General features: G+C 63.7%; 23 protein-coding genes, 3 tRNA genes and 1 pseudogene. 6 read left to right on the plus strand and 21 right to left on the minus strand.

All coding sequences use genetic code 11. The features are described 5' to 3' along the window. Window positions 1-8: 8 nt before the first annotated feature. The 10 genes from cobS to cobM are packed head-to-tail and all read right to left on the minus strand — an operon-like array spanning window position 9 to window position 9,828. Window positions 9-776, minus strand: a complete 768-nt coding sequence (cobS, locus tag DWV20_RS00270) for an adenosylcobinamide-GDP ribazoletransferase (RefSeq protein ID WP_118237414.1) — start codon at window positions 774-776, stop codon at window positions 9-11. Next, window positions 773-1,321: a bifunctional adenosylcobinamide kinase/adenosylcobinamide-phosphate guanylyltransferase gene (locus DWV20_RS00275; RefSeq protein ID WP_117758119.1), complete on the minus strand. Its 549-nt coding sequence runs from the start codon at window positions 1,319-1,321 to the stop codon at window positions 773-775. Before DWV20_RS00275 ends, cobS begins: the two co-directional genes overlap by 4 nt. Further along, window positions 1,318-2,460 carry a nicotinate-nucleotide--dimethylbenzimidazole phosphoribosyltransferase gene (locus DWV20_RS00280; protein ID WP_117758120.1) on the minus strand — a complete coding sequence of 381 codons (1,143 nt, stop codon included), beginning with the start codon at window positions 2,458-2,460 and terminating at the stop codon, window positions 1,318-1,320. Before DWV20_RS00280 ends, DWV20_RS00275 begins: the two co-directional genes overlap by 4 nt. Continuing rightward, window positions 2,453-3,835, minus strand: a complete 1,383-nt coding sequence (locus DWV20_RS00285; protein WP_233539734.1) for a cobyrinate a,c-diamide synthase — start codon at window positions 3,833-3,835, stop codon at window positions 2,453-2,455. The genes DWV20_RS00280 and DWV20_RS00285 overlap by 8 nt, the downstream gene beginning before the upstream one ends. Continuing rightward, complete coding sequence (gene cbiE / locus DWV20_RS00290) at window positions 3,832-5,304, minus strand: precorrin-6y C5,15-methyltransferase (decarboxylating) subunit CbiE (RefSeq protein WP_117833452.1); 1,473 nt, start codon at window positions 5,302-5,304, stop codon at window positions 3,832-3,834. Before cbiE ends, DWV20_RS00285 begins: the two co-directional genes overlap by 4 nt. Beyond that, the gene (gene cobJ / locus DWV20_RS00295) at window positions 5,292-6,035 is read right to left on the minus strand and encodes a precorrin-3B C(17)-methyltransferase (RefSeq protein ID WP_042435525.1); all 744 of its coding nucleotides are present in this window, start codon (window positions 6,033-6,035) and stop codon (window positions 5,292-5,294) included. The genes cbiE and cobJ overlap by 13 nt, the downstream gene beginning before the upstream one ends. Then, on the minus strand, window positions 6,035-7,126 hold the full coding sequence (locus DWV20_RS00300; RefSeq protein ID WP_233539735.1) for a cobalt-precorrin 5A hydrolase: 1,092 nt from the start codon (window positions 7,124-7,126) through the stop codon (window positions 6,035-6,037). Before DWV20_RS00300 ends, cobJ begins: the two co-directional genes overlap by 1 nt. 42 nt (window positions 7,127-7,168) lie before the next feature. Then, window positions 7,169-7,858 carry a precorrin-2 C(20)-methyltransferase gene (cobI, locus tag DWV20_RS00305; RefSeq protein ID WP_117758124.1) on the minus strand — a complete coding sequence of 230 codons (690 nt, stop codon included), beginning with the start codon at window positions 7,856-7,858 and terminating at the stop codon, window positions 7,169-7,171. Beyond that, on the minus strand, window positions 7,851-9,035 hold the full coding sequence (gene cbiD / locus DWV20_RS00310) for a cobalt-precorrin-5B (C(1))-methyltransferase CbiD (protein WP_233508818.1): 1,185 nt from the start codon (window positions 9,033-9,035) through the stop codon (window positions 7,851-7,853). The genes cobI and cbiD overlap by 8 nt, the downstream gene beginning before the upstream one ends. 1 nt (window position 9,036) lies before the next feature. Beyond that, window positions 9,037-9,828, minus strand: coding sequence for a precorrin-4 C(11)-methyltransferase (cobM, locus tag DWV20_RS00315; RefSeq protein ID WP_117758125.1), 792 nt, complete (start codon window positions 9,826-9,828; stop codon window positions 9,037-9,039). A gap of 458 nt (window positions 9,829-10,286) precedes the next feature. Between cobM and DWV20_RS00320 the strand changes: the two genes are divergently transcribed. The 6 genes and pseudogenes from DWV20_RS00320 to DWV20_RS00345 all read left to right on the plus strand — a co-directional run. Beyond that, window positions 10,287-11,213, plus strand: coding sequence for a sirohydrochlorin cobaltochelatase (locus DWV20_RS00320; RefSeq protein WP_117583469.1), 927 nt, complete (start codon window positions 10,287-10,289; stop codon window positions 11,211-11,213). A gap of 146 nt (window positions 11,214-11,359) precedes the next feature. Beyond that, entirely contained in the window at window positions 11,360-11,893 is a 534-nt protein-coding gene (locus DWV20_RS00325; RefSeq protein WP_117716075.1) for a hypothetical protein, read from the plus strand. A gap of 4 nt (window positions 11,894-11,897) precedes the next feature. Beyond that, window positions 11,898-13,469, plus strand: a complete 1,572-nt coding sequence (locus tag DWV20_RS00330) for an ABC transporter substrate-binding protein (protein ID WP_118256071.1) — start codon at window positions 11,898-11,900, stop codon at window positions 13,467-13,469. Window positions 13,470-13,491: 22 nt separating this feature from the next. Then, window positions 13,492-14,514 carry an iron ABC transporter permease gene (locus DWV20_RS00335; protein WP_117637717.1) on the plus strand — a complete coding sequence of 341 codons (1,023 nt, stop codon included), beginning with the start codon at window positions 13,492-13,494 and terminating at the stop codon, window positions 14,512-14,514. Then, complete coding sequence (locus DWV20_RS00340) at window positions 14,515-15,831, plus strand: ABC transporter ATP-binding protein (RefSeq protein WP_117758128.1); 1,317 nt, start codon at window positions 14,515-14,517, stop codon at window positions 15,829-15,831. A 29-nt stretch (window positions 15,832-15,860) separates the two neighbouring features. Then, window positions 15,861-16,085: pseudogene (locus DWV20_RS00345) on the plus strand (DDE-type integrase/transposase/recombinase); the annotation flags it as partial. 3 nt (window positions 16,086-16,088) lie between these two features. On the opposite strand, the gene DWV20_RS00350 reads toward DWV20_RS00345, so the two are convergent. The 11 genes from DWV20_RS00350 to DWV20_RS00400 all read right to left on the minus strand — a co-directional run bounded on the left by DWV20_RS00350 (window position 16,089) and on the right by DWV20_RS00400 (window position 26,999). Next, a complete protein-coding gene (locus tag DWV20_RS00350; RefSeq protein WP_055250431.1) occupies window positions 16,089-16,700 on the minus strand; it encodes a TetR/AcrR family transcriptional regulator in 612 nt (203 codons plus the stop codon). Window positions 16,701-16,816: 116 nt separating this feature from the next. Further along, window positions 16,817-18,124 carry a lysylphosphatidylglycerol synthase transmembrane domain-containing protein gene (locus tag DWV20_RS00355; RefSeq protein WP_118256072.1) on the minus strand — a complete coding sequence of 436 codons (1,308 nt, stop codon included), beginning with the start codon at window positions 18,122-18,124 and terminating at the stop codon, window positions 16,817-16,819. A 150-nt stretch (window positions 18,125-18,274) separates the two neighbouring features. After that, window positions 18,275-18,351 (minus strand) — tRNA-Glu (locus tag DWV20_RS00360). Window positions 18,352-18,373: 22 nt separating this feature from the next. After that, window positions 18,374-18,450 (minus strand) — tRNA-Glu (locus tag DWV20_RS00365). A 22-nt stretch (window positions 18,451-18,472) separates the two neighbouring features. Then, window positions 18,473-18,549: transfer RNA gene (locus DWV20_RS00370), tRNA-Glu, on the minus strand. A 127-nt stretch (window positions 18,550-18,676) separates the two neighbouring features. Further along, window positions 18,677-20,071, minus strand: coding sequence for a CCA tRNA nucleotidyltransferase (locus DWV20_RS00375; RefSeq protein WP_117758130.1), 1,395 nt, complete (start codon window positions 20,069-20,071; stop codon window positions 18,677-18,679). Window positions 20,072-20,266: 195 nt separating this feature from the next. Next, entirely contained in the window at window positions 20,267-21,199 is a 933-nt protein-coding gene (locus tag DWV20_RS00380; protein ID WP_118256073.1) for a 1-phosphofructokinase family hexose kinase, read from the minus strand. Between the two features lie 183 nt (window positions 21,200-21,382). After that, on the minus strand, window positions 21,383-22,315 hold the full coding sequence (locus DWV20_RS00385) for a 1-phosphofructokinase family hexose kinase (protein ID WP_055250439.1): 933 nt from the start codon (window positions 22,313-22,315) through the stop codon (window positions 21,383-21,385). 74 nt (window positions 22,316-22,389) lie between these two features. Beyond that, window positions 22,390-24,093, minus strand: coding sequence for a phosphoenolpyruvate--protein phosphotransferase (gene ptsP / locus DWV20_RS00390; RefSeq protein ID WP_099431685.1), 1,704 nt, complete (start codon window positions 24,091-24,093; stop codon window positions 22,390-22,392). 133 nt (window positions 24,094-24,226) lie between these two features. Next, complete coding sequence (locus tag DWV20_RS00395; protein WP_022094575.1) at window positions 24,227-24,490, minus strand: HPr family phosphocarrier protein; 264 nt, start codon at window positions 24,488-24,490, stop codon at window positions 24,227-24,229. A gap of 505 nt (window positions 24,491-24,995) precedes the next feature. Beyond that, complete coding sequence (locus DWV20_RS00400) at window positions 24,996-26,999, minus strand: fructose-specific PTS transporter subunit EIIC (RefSeq protein WP_118256074.1); 2,004 nt, start codon at window positions 26,997-26,999, stop codon at window positions 24,996-24,998. Window position 27,000 lies beyond the last annotated feature (1 nt).

Consider the following 27,000-nt stretch of genomic DNA (forward strand, 5'->3'; position numbering starts at 1 on the left):
CACGAGCATCATAGGAGCATGCCCCCCGCCACCAGCATGGCAAGCATCGCGAGCTCGGCCCATTGCAGAAACCATCCGGCCAAATCCCCCGTCACCCCGCCGAAGCGGGACAGGGCAACATGGCGGTACCACGCGAGCGCCAAAAGCCCCGCCACCGCCATAAGGGCGCCGACGGCCTGAGCGCACGCGACCATCCCTGCAGCCGAAGCCGCAGCGAAAGCGCAAAGCGGCACGACGATCGCCGCGTGCTTCTTAGCAGGCGAGAGCCCCGCGGCCATGCCGTCCGCACGCGCGGCAGGCCAGCATTCAACGGCGAGCCCCGAAAGCGAGCGGGAGAACACGAGCGAGCACAGAAGCGCGAGGAACGCCCCCGCCGTAAGCGGCAGCGCGGTGAACAGGGAAAACTGCAGAATAAGGTACACAACAACACCGATGACCCCGAAGGCGCCCGCCCGCGGGTCGTGCATGATCTCGAGCTTTCGCTCGCGCGGGGCCCAACTTGCAAGCGCATCGGAGGTGTCGCAGAGCCCGTCTAGGTGGATGCCTCCCGTCACCGCCACAGGCAGCGCCACGAGCACGGCCGCGACGATGGTCGCGGGCACGCCGAGCAGGTTCGCAACGTGTCCCCACGCCGTCATGAGGAACCCTTCCGCAAGGCCCACCAGGGGAAACGCGGCAAGCGCATGGGTTGACCCGAAATCGGTCCAGGCCGATTTCGGGACGGGGATGCGCGAGAACGTTCCGAACGCCGCGCCGATTGCCTCTGCTATCTTCACCTTGTAGGTCCTTCACCTTTCATCCACACGGGAATCCCGCATACCACCTCGACTGCGCGGTCGGCCAGCGCCGCCACGCCCGCGTTCACGCGCGCGAGCGCGCGCCTCCATGCCTCGGTCCCCTCATCGTAGCGCATCTCATCGGCGAACACGTCGACGGTGACCACCACCGTATACGCAGCGGCCTGAGCGAGCCGTTCGATGCCTCCGAGCACCTCGCGCGCCACAGCGTCAGGGTCACGCGGGGACAAGCCGCCTTCCGCGAAAAGCTCGTTCGCAACCAGGTTGCCCACGTCTTCCAAAAGAAGCGTACAGCCGCGCGGAAGCTCGGGCACTGCGGTGCCCACGTCACGCGTGCGCTCGAGGGTGGAAAACCCCTTGCCCTCGCGCAGCGCCCGATGGCGCGCGATGCGGCGGGTGCCCTCTTCCCCGAAGGGCTCCATCGTTGCCAGGTACACGCGGGGGCCGTCGTGCCCGAGGCACAGAGACTCGGCGTAGGCGCTCTTGCCGCTCGCGGCGGCGCCGATAACGAGCGTCACCGTCATTTCACGGCCTCGAAATGCTCGTAAGCAGCCATGCCAGTCGCCGTGAACGTCTTCCCATCCCGGTATACGCGCAGCGCCGAATCCAGAAGGGGCAGATACGCCATGGCGCCCGCGCCCTCGCCCAAGTGCATGCCTGCGTCGAGGGGTGCCTTTATGCCGAGCTCGAGAAGGAGCTCCTGGCTTGCGGGTTCGCTTGATGCGTGGGTGCCCACGAGGTAGCCCAAGGCGTTGGGGCACAGGCGCGCCGCGCACAGAGCCGCCGTGCAGGATATGACCCCGTCGAGGAGCGCCGGCGCCTTCGAGGCCGCGGCCCCCAGGTAGAAGCCGCACATCGCCGCGATGTCGAAGCCGCCCACCTTCGAGAGCACGTCGATCGGGTCGGCGGGATCGGGCGAGTTCGCGTCGATAGCGCGCTCGACCACGTCGCGCTTGCGCGCGAGCGAGGCGTCCGAGAGCCCCGCGCCGCGCCCGACGAGGCTCCGCGCGTCCGCCCGGATGAGCACTGCGGCCACCGCCGCCGAGGTGGTCGTGTTGCCGATGCCCATCTCGCCCGCGGCGAGAAGGCGCACGCCGGCGCGGGCAAGCCCGCACGCGACGGCGATTCCGACCTCGATCGCGCGCACGGCCCCATCTCGAGACATAGCGGGGCCGTGCGCGATGTTGCCACTCCCCCGCCGCACGTTCGCGCGCACCATGCGCGCGTCTTCTATGCCCCGGGCCATACCCACGTCGACGGGCACGACCTCGGCACCCGCGAACGCCGCCATGCGGCAGGCGCTCGTGGCCCCCTCGCACATGTTGCGCGCGACGGCTCGCGTCACGTCTTGCCCGCTTTGCGACACGCCTTCGGCAACGATCCCGTTGTCGGAGAAGAATACCGCGAGCGCACGGGGAAACTCGGCCACCTCGGCGCTCCCCTGAGCTGCGGCGATACACGCGACGGCGTCTTCAAAGTCGCCCAATCCCCCCAAGGGGTGCGCGATGGAGTCCCACGCGGCGTACGCGGCGGCGCGGGCGCACTCGTCTGCGGGCTCGATCCGGGAGAGCGTGGCTTCGAGCACGGCGCCCGGCGCCGACGAGAACGCGCGCTCGACTTCCTCGCGGATGCAGGCAAGCGCGGTTTCGGTTGCTTCAGCCATGCCGTCTCCTCTCTGCAAACGACGCTGCGGCAGACGCGAACGCGCGCGCAACGTCGGGGTTCGCAGGATAGTACACATGCGGGAAGCCCGCAACCAGGGACGGGGTGGTCGACATGCACGGCCAGCCCTTGTCGCGCCGGGGCTTCTGCGCCCAGAAGTCGCCGCCCGGGCAGGTGGACTGCCAGTAGTGGAACTCGTGCGCGCGGATGCGTGTGCCGCGCGGCCCGTAGAGCCCGTCGCGTTGGGAAGTGAGCTCCACGTACCCGAAATGGGACAGCCTTCCCCCATTCTCGCTTGCGCCCTCAAGGGCGCCCGCAACAGGCCAGCGCCGCCCCTCGCTATCGGCGATTTCGCGCTGCAGGTACAGAAACCCACCGCATTCGGCGACCGTCGGCATGCCGGATTCCACCGCGCGCCGCACCGCCTCGCGCATCGGCGCGTTCTCGGAGAGCTGCCGCGCATGGAGCTCCGGGTAGCCGCCCCCCAGATAGAGGGCGCTTGTCCCCCGGGGCAACTCGTTATCACACAGGGGGCTGAAAAAGGCCAGCTCGCAACCCAGGTCCTCGAGCGCGCGCAGGTTCTCCTCGTAGTAGAACGAGAACGCCTCGTCACGCGCGACGGCGACGATGGGCCGCGCTCCCGCGATCGGCTCCAACCGGTAAGGTTCCTCGCGGATATCGGGTGCCGTCACCGCTATTTCGAGCAAGCGGTCGACGTCGACGCTCTTTTCCACCAGCTCGGCCATCTTGTCGATGCGCGCGGAGAGCTGCTCGACCTCGTCGGCGGTCACAAGCCCCAGATGCCGGCTTTCGAGCGAGAACGCCTCGTCGGCGGGGATATTCCCCAAAACCGCGACGCCCGTGTGCTTCTCGATCGCAGGCGCCGCGTAGGCGCAGGCAGCGGCGCTCGTCTTGTTCAGCACGACGCCGCGCACGTTCGCACAAGGCAGGAACTCGGCAATGCCGCGGATTACGGCGGCGAGCGATAAAGACGCCCCGCGCCCGTTCACCACTAAAACGACCGGCGTTTCCGTGTCGCGCGCAACCTGGTAGCTGCTCGCGTCGGCCACACCGGGCGCCATGCCGTCGTAGAAGCCCATAACCCCCTCGAGCACCGCGACATCCGCGCCCGCGGCGCCGCGTGCGAGCAGGGCGCGCAGCGTCGGGGCGTCGGTGAAGAAGCCGTCTAAATTGCCCGAGCGCGCACCCACGACGCGGCGATGAAAGAGCGGGTCAATGTAGTCGGGTCCGCATTTGAAGGCCGCGCATGCAAGGCCGCGACGCGCGAGCGCGCGCAGGAGCGCGCACGTGACGACCGTCTTGCCGCTCCCGCTCGAGGGCGCAGCGACCATGAAGCGCGGGATGGACGTGCTCACTGGGCGCCGCCTTCCCCACCTGCGGCGTTGCAGTTAGCAAGCGAGACCACCTCAACGGATGGTTTCCCCTCGGCAGAGGGGTCCTCCCCGACAGGTGACTCAACAAGCGCCCCGACATCGGCAAGCTCCTCGGCATCCGCGCCCGCACCACGCGCGCTGACGAGGAACACGGGGTTTTGCGCCTTCATAAGATGGTGCGAGCCTACAGCCTCGGCGCGGGCGGCCGAAACCTGGCACGCCTCGAACTCCTTAAAGCGCGAACCCGAGAGGAGCGCGCACGCCTCGGTGAGCGTCTCAACGGTGACGCATGGCACGCACAGGCGAACCTGCGAGTTCTTCTCGAGCGCCGCCTCCACGATGGAGGGAAGCTCGCCCGCGCTCCCGCCGACGAACACGGCGTCGGGGACGGGCAGTTTCGCGAGCGCTTCGGGGGCGACACCGGGGACCGCATGCACGTTGCCGCACCCGAATGCATCCGCGTTCTCTCGGATGAGCCGCACGCCGGCCGCGTTGCGCTCGACCGCCCATACCGACCCCGCTCGCGCGACGAGCGCCGCCTCGATCGACACGCTCCCCGTGCCGGCGCCGACATCCCACACGGTGTCGGTCGCGGTAAGGCGCAGCTTCGCGAGCGCGACGGCGCGCACCTCCTGCTTGGTCATGGGAACGTCGCCGCGGATGAAGAGCTCGTCGGGAATGCCCGAGGAAGCGTACGGCCAGCGGGAGCTCGCGGCGCGGGATGCGCCCGCAGAGTCCGCCGCGAAAGAAGCCGCCGCGGGCGCAGACGCGCCGGCCGGCGCCTCGGAGGCTGCGCTAGAGCCCGCAGGCGACCCGGCGCAGCCTGCGAACTCGATAAGCATCACGTTCAAGTCGTCGAACGTCTGACCTGCGATTTCACTTGCGGTCGCGCAGGTGATGCGCTCGTCGGGGTACGACAGGCGCTCGGCCACCGTCACGCGCGCGTCCGCGAAGCCCGCCTGCACAAGCTCGCCCGAAAGCCGCGAGGGGTCTTCCCCGCCCGACGTGGCGAGGAAGAGCTCACCTGCGCGCTCGGCCTCGGCCACGATGTCGCACGCCACGCCGTGAGCGCTCGCGAAGCGCCAATCCTGCCATGGACGCGCGAGGCGCGCGGCGAGATACGACGCTGAGCTTATGCCGGGAATGACGCGCACGTCCACCCGCGCGTCGCCGGAGAGCGCCTCCACCAGGCGGCGCGCGCCGCTGAACAGCCCCACATCGCCCGTCATCACGACCACGGCGCGCTGCCACGACGCCGCATCAGTGAGCGCGGCGACGATGTCCGCCGTCTTCACGAGCTCGCATCTCACCACGTCGGGCGGCACGTCGATGCCGACAAGCGCGCGATGAGCGCCGATGACCACGTCGGCGATGTCGATCGCGTCGAGCGCCGCACGCGAGAGCAAGTCGGGGTTTCCGGGCCCCGCCCCGATGATCGTTACCTTTCGCATGGAATCTCCCGATACCCGCGCGGCGTGACCATACGGCCGCCTACGCGCTTCGTGTCCGCGTTGCCGACGAACACGGTGGTGAACATGTCGGCGTCGAACTCCCCCAGCTCGGAGAGCCTGCACATGCCCGACTGCTGCCCCTCGCGCCCGATGTTGCGTACCCAGCCGCAGAGCGTGTCGGGGGCCTTCCATTCGAGCATAATCTTCGCCGCGCGCGAGAGCCTGTCGGCGCGCTTTCTGCTGCGCGGGTTGTACAAACAGATGCAGAAGTCGGCGCTCGCCACGGCAGCGAGCCTGCGCTCGATGACCTCCCACGGCGTGAGCAGGTCGGAGAGCGACACGACCGCGAAGTCGTGGGCAAGCGGGGCGCCGAGCACCGCCGACCCGCTCTGAGCCGCGGTGGCCCCGGCGATAACTTCCACGTCTACATCGGGGTAGTCCTCCGCAAGCTCCAGCACGGGGCTCGCCATGCCGTACACGCCCGCGTCACCGCTGCACACGAGCGCCACGGCTTCTCCGCTCTGCGCGCGCGAAAGCGCCAGGCGGCACCGTTCGACCTCGTGCATCATCGGCGTCGCGAGATGCGCCGCGTCGGGCACGGCGGCGAGCGCGAGCTCCACGTATTTCGTGTACCCCACAACGATGTCGGCCGCCTCGAGCGCGCGCCGAGCCGCAATCGTCATGCCGTCGGGGCCGCCCGGGCCAATCCCCACCACGAAGAGCTTTCCCATCACCGCTCCTTAAACGAAAGTTCGATAGTTACCTTGGAAAACGCGACGGTCACGCCGCCGTGAGCGAGCTTCGGGAAGAAAAGTTTGCCCCCGCCCGCGAGCGCCGCGCGCTCGCACACGTTGTCGACCCCCACCGTCGCGCGCACGAAATCAGATGGCGAAACGCTGCCTTCGACCTGCGACAACTCCTCTGCGGAATACGTCGCGAGCGGGATACTGCGCGCGTGGCAGAAGGCGAGCAGACCCTCCTCGCGCGCCTTAACGTCGATCGTCGCCGCCTCGCGCACGGCCGAAGGCGAGATGCCCGCCTGCCCGCACGCGAGAAGAAACGCCTCCCCGATCGCTTCGGTGCACGCACCGCGACGGCACCCTATGCCCGCAACGATGCAGGGTAAGACAAGGTGAAGCGGCTCGGGCGCAGGCGCCTGCGCCCGCACGCCCGCCGGCTTCCCCGTCACACCGGCGGGCACGACCTCGCCCGTTGTCTCCGCCGCGCGAACGGACGCACCTGCATTCGCGCCAGCGAACGGCGACACGACGATATCGGCCCGAGCGCGGTCGGACGCAATGTCAACCCCCTCAGGCGGCTGTCCCGAAATCGGCATGTCGGAATAGAGCGCCACGCGCCCGCCCGAAAGCAGCCGCGCCGACACTCGCTTGATAGCCTCGGGATTCGAAACGGCGAGCCCAGCACAGCGCGCCCACGTATCCACCGCCCACACGCCGCGGACGTCGGTCGCCGTGGTGATGACGGGGATGGCCCCTGCCGCGCGTGCCACAGTTTGCGCAAGCTCGTTCGCACCGCCCAAATGCCCCGACAAAAGCGAGACGGCAAAGCGCCCCGCCTCGTCGATCACCACAACCGCGGAATCGTTTGCCTTCGAGGCGACATGCGGCGCGATCGCCCGCACGGCGATGCCCGCCGCGCCCACGAACAGAAGCGCGTCCGACGCTTCCCACGCGAGCGCCGTCCATGCGCGCAGGTCGGCCTTCCCCTCGCCGAACCCGCGCGAAACGGAAACGTTCCAGCCAGAGTCATCTTCACCTGTCTGCGCGCAATCGGAAAGCGCGCGTGCGGTGCGCTCCGCCAACGCATACCCCCTCTCAGTGAACGCTATGCAGGAAACCCTCATCTAGCGCACCACCATCGTCGAGAAGTAGCTGCCCCGATCGGGCACATCGTCGAGCGAGCGGTACACGCGCTCGCCCGGAAGCCCACAGTCCTCTACGAGCTCGGCACCGTCGAAGGCACCCTCCTCGCGAAGGATGCGCTTCGTGTCCGCAAGCGAGCGGCGCGCCTTCATGACCACCTTCGTCCCCGGCCAGCCGATTGCGCGGCGAACGTCATCGTAGCCGCCGGGCACGATGTGCAGAGGCGACGACATCTCGGGCGTGAGGTCGCGCTCGAGCGCCGCGGCGACCGCGCAGAAGCTCGGCACGCCGGGAATGGCGCGCGCCTCGAACCCGCGGGCGCGCACGTCGGGCGCTATGCGCTGGAAGGTGGCGTAGATGCTTGGGTCCCCCAGGTTCAGCAGCGCGACGTCGCGGGCCGCATCCAGGTGCGCGACAAGCTCGCGAACAAGCGAGGCATGCTCGGCCGCGCGGCGCTCGGCGTCGCGCGTCATCGAGAATCGCACGGGGATCACCGTCTTGCCTGTAAGGTCGACGGCGCCGCGCACAATGTCAAGCGCGACCATGACCCCGTCCGCCGTTTGCGGTGCGGCGATGACCGGACACGATTCGATTGTGCGGACGGCCTTGATCGTGAGCAGCTCGGGGTCGCCAGGCCCCGTGCCCACCCCGTACAGCACGCCTTTACTCATACGTCGCCCCCAATTCCCCGATAACAGCATCGGCGCCCGACGTGCGGAAAAGCTCGCGGCGCCCGGCGTCGAACACGACCGCGGCGATGTCGCATGCGCCCGCCGCGCGGCGGCGCAACCTGTCCTCGATTGCCGCAGCGAGCGAGGCGCGCACAGCATCCCCCACGCCGGCGGCCTCGATTACCTCAAGCGCCGTCGTGGTCGTGACCGACGACATGATCTCGTGCACGGTCTTCGCGCCCGCGCCGGCCAAGGCCGCGTGGGCGGCCAGAATCTCCGCGCGGCAGTCGGCGGTACGCGAATGGGTGTCCATGATGCCGCCCGCGACCTTCACTAGCTTGCCGATGTGTCCCACAAGAAGGACATTGGTAAATCCCTCGCGAACGCAGCAATCAATCGCATCGCCCACAAAGTTGGAGATGAAGACCACCGGCGCACCGTTTAGGTGGAAATGCCCCGAGATGAACTGCCCGCCGTAGTTGCCGGGCGTGAGCACGACTCCGCGCCGCCCCATAGCCGCATGCTGCCGGATCTCGAGCTCGATGCTGTCGCGCAAGGCAGCGAGGCTGCGCGGCTCGACGATGCCCGTCGTACCCAGGATGGAGATGCCGTCCTCTATCCCCAGGTGCGGGTTGAAGGTCTTTTCGGCAAGGGCAACACCCTCGGGTACCGAAATCGTCACAGCAATATTTCCAGAAAAGCCGTGCGCGGCGCACACCTCGCGCACCGCCGAAGTGATCATCGCGCGCGGCGTCGCGTTGATGGCGGCCGCCCCCACCGGCTGCTCAAGCCCGGGCAACGTCACGCGCCCCACGCCCACGCCGCCATCGACGGAAACTTCCGATTCGCGCGCGGGCACGCCCTTGCTGCCCGCAGCGCCCGTGCCCGGCCCCGCATGTTCCACGAGCGCGTACACGAGCACGCCGTCGGTCACATCGGCATCGTCGCCTGCGTCCTTTCGCACGGCGCACTGGGCGCACCCCTCGCCGATGCATACGTCGACCACGTCCGTCTCGACGGGCAGCCCGCCGGGGGTGACGATCGACACGCGGCCCACGGTCTTTCGTGACAAGAGCATCTCGCAGGCCGCCTTCGCCGCGAGAGCGGCGCAGCTCCCCGTGGTGTAGCCGCAGCGCAGGCGGGTCGTCCCGGTATATATGTAGTGCTCGAAGGCCACGCTAGCTGCTCGCCTTCCGATACCCCGTGGCAAACGAAGGGTCGTAAAGCTTGCTGCGCTCGTACGACTCCGCTTGCGCGCCGTCGTGCGCAAGCCCGCCGCGAGCTCCGAGCACGCGGCCCACCACCACGAGCGCCGTGCGGTCGATGCCCTCTCGCGCGCCCGCATCGGCGAGCGTGCCCACTGTGCATCGCACCACGCGCTCCTCAGGCCAGGTCGCCTTATACACGAGCGCCGCCGGCTCGTCGGAGCTGCGGCCCGCGGCCAAAAGCTCGGCGGAAAGCTCGGCGAGCATACCCGAGCTCAGGAAGATGACCATAGTCGAGCCGCTTTCCGCCATGGTGCGCATGCCCTCGCCCGCAGGCATGGGGGTGCGCCCGGAAAGCCGCGTGATCACGACCGACTGGCTGATTCCCGGCAGCGTGTATTCCTGGCGAAGCGCCGCCGCGGCACCGCAAAAGCTCGACACGCCGGGCACCACCTCGTAGTCCACGCCGCGCGCGTCGAGCGCGTCCATCTGCTCCTGGATGGCGCCGTACAGGCACGGGTCGCCCGTGTGCAGGCGCACCACTTCCTCGCCCCGCGCATCTGCCGCGCACATCACGTCGAGCACTTCCTCCAAGGTCATGTGCGCGCTGTCGTAGACGATGCAGGATTCCTTGCACTCAGCGAGCAGCTCGGGGTTCACAAGGCTCCCCGCCCAAACGACCACGTCGGCCGCGTGCAGAAGGCGCGCCCCGCGCAGCGTGATAAGGTCGGCGGCGCCAGAGCCTGCGCCAACGATATGAATCATCCGAGCCTTCCCTTCCCGTTTCTCATCGCAACCGTTTACGCCGCCATTCGCGCAGCGGGCAAAACACGGCGCCTGCGGCAGCAATCGGCGCAAATACGCAGGCAGGAGGCGCAATGCCGCCCGCGCTGGCTTTGACACGTTCACAAGTGCCCACTATCATAGTAAAAGTTTCGGCAACGAGCATATGACAATCGGATAAAAGGAAATGACCGGCGCGGCGCCTGCACAGCCCGCGCTGGCTTGCGGAGGGAACCAGGTGGGAATCCTGGGCAAGGGACATTACTGTATAGGACGCGCGGGCGAACCGCCTCGCGCCCCAAGCCAGACTGCTTCGCCTTTTCCTCACGGCATCGCCGTGGCGTTAGCTCCTTGTGAACCCCGAGGGGTGCGCTTTTCTTTCGCTTGTGCCGACAAGCAACTGTCGCCGGGGGACCGGCAAACCGAGGAAAGGAAAAACCATGTCCGACCAGATGTCACGCCGCGGCTTCATGGGCGCCGCAGCAACCGGAGCCGTCGCGCTCGCCGGAGTCGCGCTCGCGGGCTGCTCCAACACCTCCGCGAGTTCCGAGAAATCTAGTGAAAAGGAGAAGGCCGCGAAGCCGGTCATCCTCGTCACGAGCTTCGGCACGAGCTACAACGACTCGCGCCACATCACCATCGGCGCCATCGAAGACGCTATCCGCGAGAAGTACTGGCAGGACTACGACATCCGCCGCGCCTTCACCGCGCAGATCATCATCGACAAGCTGAAGAAGCGCGACGGCATCACGATCGACAACATGACCGAGGCGCTTGACCGCTGCGTGGAAGACGGCGTGAAGGAAATCGTCGTGCAGCCGACGCATCTCATGGCTGGCCTGGAATACGCCGACGTGAAAGACGAGCTCGACAAGTACGCCGACAAGTTCGACAAGATCTCGCTCGGCGACCCGCTGCTCACCTCCGACGACGACTACAAAAAGGTGGCCGCAGCCATTAAGGAGAACATGGCGTCCTTCGACGACGGCGAGACGGCGCTGTGCCTCATGGGCCACGGCACCGAAGCCGATTCCAACGCCGACTATGCCAAGATGCAGGAAGTGTTCAAGAACGAGGGTTTGACGCAGTTCTTCGTCGGCACCGTCGAGGCTGAACCGACCTGCGAGGATGTTATCGCCGCCGCGAGCGCCGCAGGCTACAAGAAGGCCGTGCTCGCGCCGTTCATGGTGGTCGCGGGCGACCACGCGAACAACGACATGGCAGACGAGACCGACCCCGACAGCTGGGCTGCGAAGTTCGTGGCCGCAGGCTTCGAAGTGACGTGCCTGCTCCAGGGTCTGGGACAGAACGTCGCGGTCGACGACATCTACGTCTCGCACGTGGACGACGCCATCGCCAAGCTGTAAACTCGCCGCGCACGGGGGCGCCGGTCGCGTCCCCGTGCAACGGGCATGCGCCTTTCCCCGACTGACGACGCATGCCCGTTGCATTCGCATCCCGACCGCCCACCGCACGGCGCGGGCGGTCGAAGCGATTGAAAGGAACCCCCTCCATGTTGAAGAAAACCCTCGTCTTCGCCCTGTCGGCGGCGCTTTGCGCGTTCTCGCTCGCCGGCTGCGCCGGAAATTCAATCGACAGCGCAAAGGCAAGCGATGCCGATTCCCAGGAAAAGACCGAACAGGCGGCCGATGCGCCCGCGGGCGCAAGCGCTGCCCCCATCACCGCCGACAAGGTGGCCGACGGCACCTATCCAATCACCGTAGATTCCAGCTCGAACATGTTCAGGATCGTGGACGCCCAGCTCATCGTGGAAAACGGCTCCATGCACTGCGTGATGACGCTTTCCGGCACGGGCTACGGCAAGCTCTTCATGGGCACGGGCGACGAGGCTGCCGCCGCGAGCGAGGCCGACTTCATCCCCTATGTGGAAAACGCGGAAGGCAAGTACACCTACGACGTGCCCGTTGATGCGCTCGACGAGGACACCGCCTGTGCCGCGTGGAGTATTAGAAAAGAGCAGTGGTACGACCGCACACTTGTGTTCGAATCCGCCGGCGTCGATCTGCGCGCCGACGCACTGAAGTAACGCCATGCGGTCGATTCTTCCCAAGGGGGAAAACAGGAAGCTCCACAGCATCGCGGCGCGCGCGATCGCCTGCGTTCTCGTCGCCCTGCTCGCGCTTCCCTTCGCGGGGTGCAGTGCGAGCCCGAACGCGACCGGTGGCACGGCGGGCTCTCAGGAATACACGGTGAGCGTCTCGCTTTCCGGCGGGTCAGGGCGCGCAAGCATCGCCTCACCCACCACAATTGTGAAGGATGGCGACACCTACACCGCGACCATCACCTGGTCGAGTTCGAACTACGACAAGATGACCGTCGACGGCGTGGACTACGCGCCCGTAAACGACGGCGGCAACTCCACGTTCGAGATACCCGTCACGCTCGACGAGGACATCGCCGTGTCGGCCGAGACCGTCGCCATGTCGACGCCGCACACCATCGACTACACGCTCCACTTCGACTCATCCACCATGAAGGAGAAATCGGGCGACGATGCAAGCGGCGGCTCCCCTGCGGGAACGGCTTCAAGCGCCGCGGCCGACTTCCACAACGCCGATTTGGGCTGCGGCTGGGAGCCGACGGGAGCGCTTCAGCTTGAATACGCCGAGCACTTCACTGTCGACGAGTTCGAAGGCGGCCTGCGGCTTATCTGCGTTTCGAACGGGGAGCGCTTCCTCGTGGTGCCGCAAGATGCGAAGGTACCTGATGGGTTAAGCTCCGACATCGCGGTCATAAGGCGCCCCGCCGACAAGGTGTACCTCGTGTCGTCGGCGACGATGTGCCTGGTCGACGCGCTCGATGCGAACGACAATATCTTAATGTCGGGCACGAAAGCCGACGATTGCTCGGTCGCGGGCTTCAAAAGCGCGCTCGGAAGTGGGGCGATCGCCTACGGCGGCAAGTACAGCGCGCCCGACTACGAGCGAATATCGGCCTCGGGCTGCACGCTCGCCATCGAGAACACCATGATCAACCACACGCCCGATGTGAAGGAAAAGCTGCAGAAGCTCGGGCTCGTCGTGCTCACCGAACAGTCGTCGAGCGAGCCCAAAGCACTCGGGCGCGTCGAGTGGATTAAGCTTTTCGGCGTCCTGTTCGACAAGGAAGACGAGGCCACGCACCTGTTCAACGAGCAGAAGGCCCGCGTCGAGCAAACGTCGGGGCTCGCGTCGTCAGGTAAAACCGTGGCGTATTTCTACATTAACTCGAACGGGGCCGCCGTCACGCGGCGGGCGGGCGACTACGTGGCGCAGATGATCGAGCTTGCAGGCGGCAGCTACGCGCTCGATGACGCGCAGACGGCGTCGACGTCAGGTTCGTCAGTAACGCTCGAAATGGAGCGCTTCTACGCGACAGCGAAGGATGCCGACATCATCGTCTACAACGGCACCATCGACGAATCGGTTGCCACCTTGAACGACTTCGTAGGCAAAAACGCGCTATTGTCGCAGTTCAAAGCCGTGAAGAACGGCAACGTCTGGGTCACAAGCGCCGACATGTACCAGCAGATGACTTCTACCGCCGACATTATCGACGAGCTGCACGGGGCGTTCACCGGCGATGACGCGAGCGACTTCCATTATCTGAGGAAGCTCGGTTAGCGCCATGAGAAGCCGGCTTTCCATGGCATACGACGAATCGGGGCGCGCCGCGCGGTGTCGCGTCGTGACGGCGCTGCTCGCTGTTGCCCTCATCGTGCTCGTCGGGGCCAACCTGTGCATCGGGAGCGTGCTCGTGCCCGCAGACCACATCCCCGGCATCCTTTCGGGCGGCGCGGCCAATTCCATGGAAAGCCAGGTCATCTGGGAGATTCGCCTGCCGCGCGTGCTTTCAGCCGTGCTTCTCGGCGGGGCACTTTCGCTTTCCGGGTTCCTGCTGCAGACGTTTTTCAACAACCCCATCGCCGACCCGTTCATCTTGGGCGTCTCCTCGGGCGCAAAGTTCGTCGTCGCGCTTACGATGATCGTACTTCTAGGCGCGAACCAGGCCATGTCCTCGCCGGCCATGGTGGCCGCAGCGTTTCTGGGCTCGCTTATCACCATCGGCTTCGTGCTCCTCATCGCACGGCGCATAAGTTCCATGGCCATGCTCATCGTGGCGGGCGTCATGGTGGGATACATCTGCTCGGCGGCGACGAACTTCCTCATCGCCTTCGCCGACGACCAGTCCATCGTGAACCTGCACAACTGGTCTTTGGGTAGCTTCTCGGGTTCGAGCTGGGACGACATCGCGGTCATCGCGGTCGTGGTGATCACCGTGAGCGCATGCGTATTCGCGATATCGAAGCCCCTTTCCGCCTTCCAGCTGGGAGAAGCCTACGCGAAAAGCGTCGGCGTGAACGTCGAACGCTTCCGCGTGGTGCTCGTCCTTCTAGCGAGCATGCTCTCCGCCTGCGTGACCGCGTTCGCTGGTCCGGTGTCGTTCGTAGGCATCGCGGTTCCGCATCTCGTGAAGTCGGCGCTAAAGTCGTCGAAGCCCATCCGCGTGATTCCTGCGTGCTTCTTGGGAGGCGCCATCTTCTGCGCGGGCTGCGATTTGATCGCGCGCACGCTGTTCTCTCCCGTCGAGCTTTCCATCAGCGCCGTCACCGCCATCTTCGGCGCTCCGGTGGTTATCGCGCTCATGTTGAAGAAGCGGGTGAGGTAGATGCGGGAATTCGTGCCGCGGCCCAAAACGCTCGGAGGGGACATTCCATGCTTAGACAGTCCTGAGCTCGCACGAAAGCGCCAGAAGGCACTTTCGGCTCGTGCGGAACTGCGCGCGGAACGCCTCTTCCGAGCGGAGCCGAACCTCGAAACTACGGTCGAAACGCAGGCTGACGGAGCGCCGCTTTTCCACATAAGCGACCTGTCGGCGGGCTACGACAAGAAGGTCGTAGTCGGAGGCGTCGATCTGGAGGTTCGCGCGGGCGACGTCGTGGCGCTCATCGGGCCGAACGGCTCGGGCAAGTCGACCATCTTAAAAACCATCACACGCCATCTGGCACCGCTTGCCGGCGCGGTCGAGCTCGACGGGCGGGAGATTTCCCGATGGAAGACGGCGGAGTTTGCAAAGAACCTTGCCGTTATGCTGACAGATCGCCCCCGGACCGAGCTCCTCACCTGCCGCGATGTCGTAGAGGCGGGAAGGCACCCCTACACCGGGCGAATGGGCACACTCTCGCCCGACGACCATAGTCGGGTCGACGAGGCCATGAAAACCGCACGTGTGGAAGAGCTCGCCGAGCGCGACTTCATGCAGATAAGCGACGGGCAACGCCAGCGCGTCATACTCGCACGCGCCATCGCGCAGGATCCGCGTGTGCTCGTGCTCGACGAGCCCACGTCGTATCTCGATATCCGCTACCAGATCGACCTGCTGCGAATACTTCGCCACCTTGCGAAATCGCGGAATGTGGCTGTCATCATGTCCATCCACGAACTCGAGCTCGCGCAGAAAAGCGCCGACAAGGTGATTTGCGTGAAGGACGGCCGGGTCTTCCGCGCCGGCGTACCCGAGGACATATTCACGCGCGAGACGATTGGCGAGCTCTACGGCCTTCAACATGGCACCTTCAACGAGCGCTTCGGCAGCGTGGAAATTGGACGCCCGCACGGCGATGCGCACACGTTCGTCATCGCCGGCGCAGGTACGGGGTCGGCTGTGTTTCGCCAGCTCATCCGGCAGGGCAAGGCGTTCTACACGGGCGTTCTGCACGAAGGGGACATCGACTGCGAGCTAGCGCGCGACCTGGCGGCGGAATGCGTGGCCGAGCGCGCCTTCGAGCCGATCGGGGATAAAACCATAGCCCGCGCCAAAGAGCTCCTCGTCCACTGCGCGCGCCTTATCGTGTGCCCCGCCGCCTTCGGCACCATTAACGCCCGCAACGCAGAGCTCGTCGAGTTCGCACGCTCGCACGGTATCGAGGTCATGCGAGCGTGCGAAGGCGCATCGGAGGATTCCCAATTGGGGTGGAAAGGATAAACTGGACTTTCTTTTAAGGATCCTCAGGCTACAGCTCCTACGCCGGCGAGGTCTACAAGGCGCCGGAGAACCTCGTAAACAGGAATTTCCACGCCGACGAGCCCAACCTGCTGTGGCTCACCGACATCACCGAGTTCAGGCTCCCGGGCGGCGAGAAGGTCTACCTGAGCCCGGTCATCGACTGCTTCGGCGGGATGCTCGTCGCCTGGTCGATCGGGCTGCACCCCGACAAGCGCCTCGCGAACTCGAGCCTGCGCCTAATCCAAGCGAGATTCCAGACTCGACAGGCCATTGAGAGTCAGGTCGTTGGCGACCTCCGAGACGCGCTCGATAGGAACCGAGCCGTCAGACAGCGCCCATGTGCGATAGATTCCGATAATACCCGACAGCAAAAACGCCAGATAGTAGTCGAACATCTCGTCCTTGAGACCGTGGGGCAGCAGATCGCGCTCGGCAATCTCGTGCTCGAGCGGCGCACGAAGACGAGCCATAAAATCATCGAGCGGAATGTTCTCGATCAGCTGACGATTGAGCACCAGGTTGTTGCACAGCGCCTCGTTAACGGTTTTAAAGAAGGTCGCCGCCGCGCCCAGGGCGCGCTCGTTGGTGTCACCGTCCATGGAAGCAAGCGTTTTCTCGACCGAGTCGACAATCATCTCCACCACATCGACGGCAATGGCATCGAGCAAGCCATCAACCGTACCAAAGTGCACGTAGAAGGTTTTACGGTCGACATTGGCCTCGCGCGCGATGGCACTCACCGTAATGTCTGCCAGCGGCTTTTCCATGAGCAAGCGCTCAAAAGCGGAAAGGATGGCATTGCGGCTGCGAACGATACGGCGATCAATACGCGGTTTACTGGTGGCCATGGGTGTGTCCCTTCGATATGCGAGCATTCATCAACAGATGAGAGATAATCTACGTAAGAGGATTATCCCCCATACAGCTCAAATATGCCCCGCATCATGAAGAACGCACGACTGCCCTACCGCGACTTAGGGTGCTTCTTCTTATTGAGCGCCGACGGAGATACGCGGATACCGTCGCCCGTCTGGCGCACATAGGCTTTATGAGCCGGCTTAGCGGTCCCAGAAGCCTTCTGAGCGTGCTTCCTGGGATCAACGGTAACAGCATTCGTGGGGTGCGGCTTAGTGGGCGCAGAGGGCGTCTGAGGCTCGCGGCCGAGTTTGCGCATCACGCGATCCCAGCGCGCATGGATGCTCTCGTTGTGGGCGCTCTTAAGTCCCAGCAGGGGCGCAGCCAAAATGGTCGGCGCAATAAACGTAATGAGGCGCCACAGCAGATAGCCGGCGGTCGAAGCCGACCCAAAGAAATGACCCAAGAACAAAGCAAAGCCGCCCTCAGCGCCACCAGTTCCACCGGGCAAGGGAACCGCAGAGCTCAGCAGCTGGACAAAGGCGCTCGCGGCCATGACCGAGAAAAAGTCGACCTCGTGATGGCCAAAGGCAAGCATCAGGAAATACGGAACCAGATAGAAAAACGCGAGCTGCAGCATGGTGATAAACACGGTGAGCAGCATGGACGAAAAATGTCCGGCCGAAAGCTTGAACTTCTCGGAGAAGGAGTAGATCTCGCCGTCGACAAACGTGCGCCATCCCTCGATCTTAGTGGCCGAGACACCTATGCGCTCGAGCCAATTGATGATGCAATGGGCAACGCGCGTGACGGTCTTAGGCATGAGCGCGACGGCGAAGATGCCCAGCAAGATGCAGCAATGCCCACCAAAGCTAAAGACGCACAGCAGCGTCATGTCGCCATAGCGCTCGGCAAAAAACGGCATGCGAGCAAGCAGTAGGATAGCCCCCCAGGCAACGAGGCCAAACTGGTACACGATAAAGCGCGTGAACTGCGTGGCTCCGGCCTCGCCGACATTTTGGCCCGCCTTGGTCAGGCGGTAGATCTGGGCGGGAGTCGAGCCCATCATCATAGGCGTGAGGTTGCCAAAGAAGATGCCACTCGCCTCGACCGAGATCAGGTCGCGAATGCCGACGGGTGAATTGGGGTCAAGCCATACGGCGATCGCATAGGCCACAATGCCAAAGAACAGATACATGAACATGCAAAGACACGCGACAAAGAGCCATGACGCCTGCACGCTCGACATAGCGGCCCAGAACTGCCCCATCTGCCCGGTTACCACCAGATAGACGATATAACCCACCAGCACGACGCCGATAAAGATGGCGCCGCGGCGTGCGCTCTTATTGTCATCTCCGCCCGAGGCCTCAACCTCGACCTGGGGCTTAGACGTATGCTGAGAGGACTCCGTCATGAGACTCCTTCTAACAGTCAAAATATCTTGGTTATTGTACCCGTAAGGGCCATAGGAAGAACGCAAAGCTCTGGTTCAAACGGGAATTGCAGACGGTTGTTTGGAAATAAAAAACCCGGGCTTCCATGGGAAGACCGGGTATCAGATGCGTGGTAGCCCGTACCAGATTCGAACTGGTGATCTCCGCCTTGAGAGGGCGGCGTCCTAAACCGCTAGACGAACGGGCCATAGACCTCAGCAGAAAAGAAGTGGTAGCCCGTACCAGATTCGAACTGGTGATCTCCGCCTTGAGAGGGCGGCGTCCTAAACCGCTAGACGAACGGGCCATAGACCTCAGCAGAAAAGAAGTGGTAGCCCGTACCAGATTCGAACTGGTGATCTCCGCCTTGAGAGGGCGGCGTCCTAAACCGCTAGACGAACGGGCCACATGACATCTGCACTGCCGTGCTGCGAGGAAATATATTACGGGACAAAAAACGTCAGCGCAAGAAGAAATTCCAAATTGCCGAAAAATTGTCGGCAGGTTATGGAACACGCAGGTAAACTGGGTAGCTAATTCAAGTTGAGATGGACCAAAAGAGCTTCGCGCTCGTTGGAAATGTTGTCTTCGATCACGGCGTCGAGGGCGGAGTTGAGTAGCTGGCCTAGCTCGGGCCCCGGCTTCACACCGGCGCGGATCAGGTCGCCGCCGTTAATGGCGAGCATCTTGAGCGTATAGGGTTCCCCCGCCTTCAGCAGCTCGTGCGCCATTGCGCGCATCTCCTCAATCGTCTCGACGTAATAGAAGCACGACGGGGCCTTGCCCAGCGTGTCGGCACGCTTGAGGTCCATAAGCTCGTCGATTAAGCGCGCTGTATCGACGCCCTCGCCCGAAAGCGCGCGCATCATATTGAGCAGGCAGGAGCGCTCGGGGCGCAGCGGCTTATCGTGATATTTGATGAGCAGGCACACGTCGCGCACCAGGTCGTGCGAGAGCGCCAGGCGATCCATAATGACGCGCGCTTTCTTGGCGCCGAGCTCGGGATGACCGTAGAAGTGTCCGCTGCCGGCGTGATCGACCGAAAAGCACTCGGGCTTGGACACATCGTGCAAAAACGCCGCCCACATAAGGCTCGACGAGGGCGCGACGCCGTCGCACAGCGCCAGCTCCCCTGCCACCGTCAGCACGCGGGCGATATGCTCGTAGACGTTAAACGCATGATAGACACTGCTTTGATCAAACCCGCGAGCGGGCGCAAGCTCGGGCACGGCGGCACAGATGAGCTCGGGATAGCGAAGCATCGCGTCTCCCCCATGACCGGTCGAAAGAATGCCCTCGAGCTCAATACCCACACGCTCGCGCGCCACGGCATCGAGCAGCGGTGCGCACTCGGCAAGCGCGCGCTTGGTCTCGGGCTCAATCATAAAGTCAAGGCGGCAGGCAAAGCGTACCGCACGCAGCATGCGCAGGGCGTCCTCGTTAAAGCGGCGCTTGGGATCGCCGACAGCGCGAATCAGCTTGCGCTCCAGATCACCCTGGCCGTCATAGCGGTCGACAAGCCCGCGCTCGGGATGCCAGGCCATGGCGTTGACGGTAAAGTCGCGGCGCGCCAGATCGTCCTCGAGCGAGGCGGCACGCTCCACACTCTGGGGATGGCGACCATCGGTGTAAAAGCCATCCAGACGGTACGTGGTGACCTCGATACGCTCGCCATCGGAAATAGCCGTGATTCCGCCAAATTTAATGCCGGACTCCACAACCGCGATGCCGGCGGCCTCGAGCGCCGCTTTGGACTCCTGCCACAGGCCGCTACAGCACATATCAACATCGTGGCTGGGGCACCCCATCAGGGCGTCGCGCACCCAACCGCCCACGTACCAAGCCTCAAGACCAGCCGCCTCAAGCGCGCGCAGGACGCACAGGGACGCATCGGACGGTTGAGTACCGTTGAGCGAAACATTGCACATGCCTATGGCCTCCTGCACTTGTGAGCATAAATCGATGGTTCTCAAGAAGTCTAACAAGAAACGAGAAAACACGCACACGCAATCGCGTCGTCGATTAGATAAATCGAGACAGCAGACGCCACATACGTTCAGCGCGCAAAAAACACCCGCCTTGGTAATCCAAAGCGGGTGTTCGGCAACGACGTATCGATGCTGCTAGCAGACCTGGCGAACCTCAATGTGCTTCATATATTCGTCCACCTTGGCAAAATCGCCCAGACCGGGGCACTCGACCACGTTGGCGCCGGTGGCCATCGAGAGGCGCAGGGCATCCTCGACGCGCTCGGGGGCGTCGTGCCACACGGACAGGAAGGCGGCCAGCGAGGAGTCGCCCGCGCAGACGGTCGACAGCAGCTTGACGTCGAAAGTGCGGTTGGCAAACCAGATGTGCTCGCCGTTGGAGAAGTACGCGCCGTCGCCGCCGAGCGTCAGCAGTACATTCTTAGCGCCCTTGGCGTGCAGCTCGGCCATGGCGCCCTTGACGGACTCGTCGTCGCCACCGCTCACCTTAATGCCAAAGATGTCGAGCAGCTCGTCGTCGTTAGGCTTAATGAGCAACGGCTCCATAGCAATGAGGTCGGCCAGCTGATGGCTCGAGATATCGAGCACGAACTCGGCGCCCTTCGCCTTCACGCGACGCAGGACCTCTGCCAGGAAGCTCTCGGAGGTGTTGGGGGGCAGCGAGCCGCTGATAACCAGGCAGGTCATGTCATCGAGCGAATCGATAAGCTCAAACATCTCCTGCTCGTTGGCTTCGTTGATGGCGGCACCGGCGTTGACCATGTTGTACTCGGTGTCGGGACCGGCGTTGAGGAACACGTTAACACGCGTGATGCCGTCAGTCCACACGGGCTTGACGGGCACGCCCAGGGCCTCGGCGCCCTTAACGATATACTCACCCGAGAAGCCGGCGAAGAAGCCCAGGATCGTGGTGTCGACGCCGTAGTGGTCGAGCGTAAACGAAACGTTGAGACCCTTGCCGTTGGGGGTGTAGACAGCGTTACGGGTGCGGGTAACGGTGTTGGCGGACAAGCCATCGCAGGAGATGTTGTAGTCAATAGCGGGATTTGCAGTAAGCGTGTAAATCATGAATGTTCCTTTCACGAAGCAACGAGTTAATGAAAGTATATTCCACGCTTCGGCAAAAGGCTACAACAACTCGGTGAACGGTGTGGAACGCGTGAAGCGCGGCTCCGAGGTTCGAGTGGGACAAAAAACGGCGCCCCGGTCGAAACCGGGACGCCGTATGCGCACGAGTTTGTCGTGTTTCGCTTACTTGCGATCGAGCTTGCGAACGGCAACGCGCTTGCTGTACTCGTCGACGTGACCAAAGTCGCCGATGCCGACGGACTCAGCAACGTTGGCGCCGGTGGCCATAGCGAGCTTCATGGCCTCCTCGACGTTGTCGCGATCCCTGTACCACTTGTGCAGGAACGCAGCGAGGGTGCAGTCGCCGGCGCAGACGGAAGAGACAAGCTTGATGTTGAACTCACGCTTGGCATACCAGATGTCCTCGCCGTTGGAGAAGTAAGCGTCACCGCGGCTACCACGGGTGAGCAGCACGTTCTGGACGCCGGCCTCGTGAGCCAGCTTCATGGCAACGCGGACCTCGTCGTCGGTGTCGACCGGCACGCCGAAGATAGCCTTCATCTCGTGATGGTTCGGCTTAATGAGCAGCGGCTTCTTGTGAGCGAGCTCCTTGAGCTTGTCGGAGGACAGGTCCAGGACGACGTCGGCGCCACGGGCCTGAGCGTGCTCCATGACCTGAGCCAGGAAGTCGGGCGTAGCTTTGGGAGGCACGGAGCCGGAGACGATCAGGCACTCAAGGTCGCCCGCGGTGTCCAGGATGTTGTAGAGCTCCTCCTGATGCTGCGGCGTGATCGGAGCACCGGGGTTCAGGATGCCGTACTCGTGCTGGCCATCGTTGACGTAGGTGTTGATGCGCGTGATACCGTCGGTCCAGACCGGGCGGCAGAGGCAACCCAGGTTCATGACCTCCTCGACGATGAACTTGCCCGTGAAGCCGGCGAAGAAACCGAGCGCGACGGTGTCGACGCCCATCTTCTTAAAGGCGAAGGACACGTCGAGGCCCTTGCCGTTAGCCGTGTAGCTGGCCGAGCCGGTGCGGACGTTCTCGTCGGGCTCGAGCGGAGAGCTCGAAACCGTCATGTCGACAGCCGGGTTAGCGGTTAGCGTGTAGAACATTTACAGTACCCCCTGTATATGTGAGGGCCGCGTGGCCGGCCCATTCCAACCACGCGGTTACCTCTGATACCAAATTAGCGAGCTGCGGACTCGAGCAGTGCCTTGACCTCGGCAGCGGTGTTGCAGGCGAGCGCCTTCTCGGCGAGCTCGTCGCACTCGGCCTTGGTCCACTGGCTGATGGTCTTGCGGGCGCGCAGGATGGACGGAGCGCTCATCGAGAACTCCTCCAGGCCCCAGCTGATCAGCAGCGGCTCGAGCAACGGATCGGCAGCGGCCTCGCCGCACATACCGACCATGATGCCGGCCTTCACGCCGCTCTCGATGATGTTCTTGAGCGAGCGGAGCACGGCGGGATAGTAAACCTGGTACAGGTTGGAGATGGTGTCGTTGCCACGGTCGGCGCACATGGTGTAGCCGATCAGGTCGTTGGTGCCGATGGAGAAGAAGTCGGCGACCTCGGCCAGGCGGTCAGCGAGCAGCGAGGCGGCAGGCGTCTCGACCATGATGCCGACCTCGATGTTCTCGTTGAACTTGCGACCCTCTTCGGTCAGCTCGGCCTTGCACTGCTCGACGAGCTCCTTGACAGCCAAGACTTCCTCGACGCAGGTGACGAGCGGGATCATGATCTTGACGTCACCGAAGGCGCTGGCGCGCAGCAGGGCGCGGAGCTGGACCTTGTACTGGTCGGGGTTGGCCAGGCAGTAACGCACGGCGCGGAAGCCCATGAAGGGGTTCTCTTCCTTGACCATGTGCAGGTACGGAATCTCCTTGTCGCCACCCACATCGAGCGTGCGGATGATGACCGGAGCACCCTTGAGCGCGCTGGCGACCTTACGGTAGGCGTTGAACTGCTCCTCCTCGGAAGGAAGCTCAGCAGAGTCCATGAACAGGAACTCGGAACGGAACAGGCCGATAGCCTCGGCGTCGTGATCGAGCGCGTTGGGCACGTCATCGGGGTTGCCGATGTTGCAGGCAATGATCTTCTTGATGCCGTCGGCAGTCACGGACGGCTTGCCGCGGAAGGCCTCGAGAGCCGCCTTCTCGGCAGCGAAAGCCTCGGCCTTGGCAGTGTAAGCGGCGAGCGTCTCCTCATCGGGATCGGCCTCGACGATACCCTTGCCACCGTCGACGACAACGGTCATGCCGTTGCGCAGTGCGGTGCAGCTGTTGGAAACCGAAAGGACAGCCGGGATCTCGAGGGCGCGCGCAATGATTGCGGAGTGCGACGTGCGGCCACCAGTCTCGGTGACGATACCGGCAACGTGCGCCTTATCGATCGTGGCGGTCATGGACGGCGTGAGGTCGTGCACGACAACGACGGTGTTCTCGGGCAGGACGGAGAGGTCGACGACCTCCTTACCCAGCAACTCGGCCAGAATGCCGGTACGGATGTCGGCGATGTCGGCCGCGCGCAGACGGAACATCTCGTCGTCCATGGACAGGAACATGTTCTCGAACATGGTCGAGGTGTCCATGAGCGCCTGCTCGGCGCAGGTGCCGCCGTCAATGGCGGCGTTGATGGCGTCGGTCATGCCCGGATCCTGAGCCAGGACAATGTGTCCGCTCATGATCTCGGCCTCGGCCTCGCCCACCGTCTCCTTCATGTGGTCGGCCTGAGCCTGAGTCTTCTCGCAGAAGACCGAAAGAGCGGTCTGATAGCGTTCCTTCTCTGCTGCCGAATCAGCAACCTCGTGCGGCTCAAACGTCAAGTCGGGATCGACGGCGACCATAACGGTGCCGATACCGATGCCCTCGGAAGCGTTGACTCCCTGATACATTCCCATTCCTCTCTCCGTGTCATGTGATAAAGCGTTTTGCCATATCCATGACAAAAGAGCGCAGCTACCTTACAACAGGTCACTGCGCCCCCAAATATGAACTTAGTTGTTCAACATGCGACCCGTTTGAGTTCTACTCGCCAAGACCGCTCTTGATGAGCTCGATGGCAGCAGCCAGAGCCTCGGCCTCGTCGGCGCCGTCGCACTTGACCTCGACCTCGGTACCGCAGGGGATACCAGCAGCCATGAGGGCCATCGGGGACTTGCCGTTGACCTCCTTCTCGGGGGTGACGACCGTCACGTCACAGGCATACTTGCCCATGGTGGAGGCGAACAGACCAGCCGGACGCATGTGCAGACCCTGAGGATTAACGAGGGTAGCCTTCTCAGAAACCATAATTGACTCCTTTTTGTGTTTAACCCCTGTCATGCATGTGGCAGGAGTCAGATTCACGACGTTGTTTATATTAACTCACATCAAACGGTTTTTCATTGTGTTTCGCACGAATTGTTGGACAGATGTCGTTCCTGTACGTTCGTCTGCCGGGCGGGGCGGTTAAGTTTGCTGCTCTACAGTCCTGCGCAAGACGGAAAGCACATTAAGTGCTTTCCTTTGCGTGCGGAACTCGCGACAAACTGAACCGCCCCGCCCGGCAGGCAAGCTGCGGAAACTCGGTCGGTCCAGAGCAATATCGTGCAAACAGAATTCTGGCTAATTTTTTGTTCGCCTGGTTGATCTAGTTGATGGAGCCTATCTATACCCTCTTGTGGACTGAGGACTGTCCCAAACTGCCGGCAGAAAAGGAACGTCCCTAAGTGCCGAGTAGGGATGAAAAAGGCGGAGGCCCTGGTGAGGGTCTCCGCCTTTTTACAGGGGGCGATATTAATCGCTGACTGCTGGATTAGACCAGGCGGGCGTTGATCGTCTTGGCGATCTCGGCGGCGTCGGTGGAACCCTTGACGGTGCCACGGAAGTCCTCGTCCATGAGCGCCTCGGCGACCTTGGACAGGATCTTGAGGTGCGTGGTGCCAGCCTGTGCACCGGGGATGAGCAGGGCGATAGCCACGTTGACGGGAGCGCCGTCCATGGTGTCCCAACCGGTCACGCCGGATTCGTCCTTAACGACGATGACGGCGGCCTCGGTAATGGCGTCGGACTTGGCATGCGGGATGGCGAAGCCCTCCATCATGCCCGTGGTGCCCTCGGCCTCGCGGGCCAGGAAGGCGTTCATCACGGCGTCGGCGTCGCTTGCGATACCGGCCTTGACGGCCTGGTTGGAAACGAAGCTCAGAGCCTCGTCACGAGAAGCGAAGTCCTCGGCGACAAAGACATTCTCGACCTTCACGAAGTCGGCAGCCTCGGCCTTGGGGGCCTCGACGGCAGCGGCCTTGGGGGCCTCAACGGGCTTGGCTGCAGGAGCGGCCTTCTGGTTCTTCTCAAAGTCGTACTTCTTGAAGGCCACGAACAGGATGCCACCGACCACAGCGCCGATGAGGATAGCGAGGACCCAAAGCGGACCGTTCTCGACAACGGGCAGGACCAGGAAGCCACCGTGAGGCGCCGGATCGTGAACGTTGAACATAATGGTCAGGATCGAAGCGATAGAGGAACCGAGCATCATGATGGGCATGACGGGCCAGATGTTCTTGGTCATGAACGGAATGGCGCCCTCGGTGATGTGGGTGCAACCAAGGATGAGGTTGACGACACCGGCGTCGTGATCCTCCTGGCTGAAGTACTTCTTGCCGACAACGACGGCGAAGGTAGTGATCAGCGGCGGAACGATGCAGGCGGCGGAGACGGCAGCCATGAAGTTAGTGCCGAAGTTGTAGGTATCGGTGCCAACGCCGGCAGCCAGTGCCTCGGTGAGCATAGCAGTACCAGTGACGTAAGCAGCCTTGTTGACCGGGCCACCCATGTCAAAGGCGCACATGCAGCCGATGGCAAGACCCAGGACAACGGCGCCAGAGGCGGACAGGCCCTTGAGGAAGTCCATCATGGCGGTGTTGATGGCAGCCATGGGGCCGGAAATGCCGAGCATGACCAGGCCGACGATAGCCGTCGAGAACAGCGGGTACAGGAAGATGGCCTTGAGGCCGTCCAGGTTCTTGGGCAGACCGGCAAAGACCTTCTCGAGCAGCAGGATGACATAGCCAGCGAGGAAGCCGCCGACGATGCCGCCCAGGAAGCCGAAGCCCACGCCGGCGCCACCGGCGTCGATCATGCCGGTCTCGGCGTTAACAGGCAGGCCCTGAATGGCGATCATACCGGCAACAAAACCAGGGACGAGCGCCGGGCGCTTACCGATGGACTCGGCGATGTAGGCGGAAAGCACCGGAACCATGAGGTTCATGGCGATGCCGCCGATGATCTTGAGCATCGCAGCAAAGCTGTTGTAGTCAGACGCCGTCGAATCGAAGGACGTAATGCCCCACAGGAACGAGACGGCGGTCAGGACACCACCGGCAACGACGAAGACCAGCATATGGCTGACGCCGTTCATAAGGTGCTTGTAGATGACGTGACCGATGGACTCCTTCTCCTCGGCCTCGTCCTCGACATCGGCAGCGGCTGCAACCGTGTTGTCGCCCTTGGCGGCGAGCGCGCGGTCAATCAGCTTACCGGCGGCCTCAACGGACAGGGCCTTGGAAACACCAACGGAAACCATGGGCTTGCCGGCGAAACGCTCAGCCTGGACATCCTTATCGGCTGCGACGACGACGGCCTTGGCACCAGCGATCTCACTCTTGGTGAGCTCGTTCTCGACACCGACCTGGCCATGAGTCTCGACCTTAATGGTCAGACCGCGCTCGGCAGCTGCCTTCTCCAGCGCCTCCTTCGCCATGAAGGTGTGCGCGATGCCGGTCGGGCAACCGGTGGCGGCGATGATGTCAAACTTAGCCATG

The organism is Collinsella sp. AF02-46-1, assembly GCF_003465825.1.
Classification (GTDB): domain Bacteria; phylum Actinomycetota; class Coriobacteriia; order Coriobacteriales; family Coriobacteriaceae; genus Collinsella.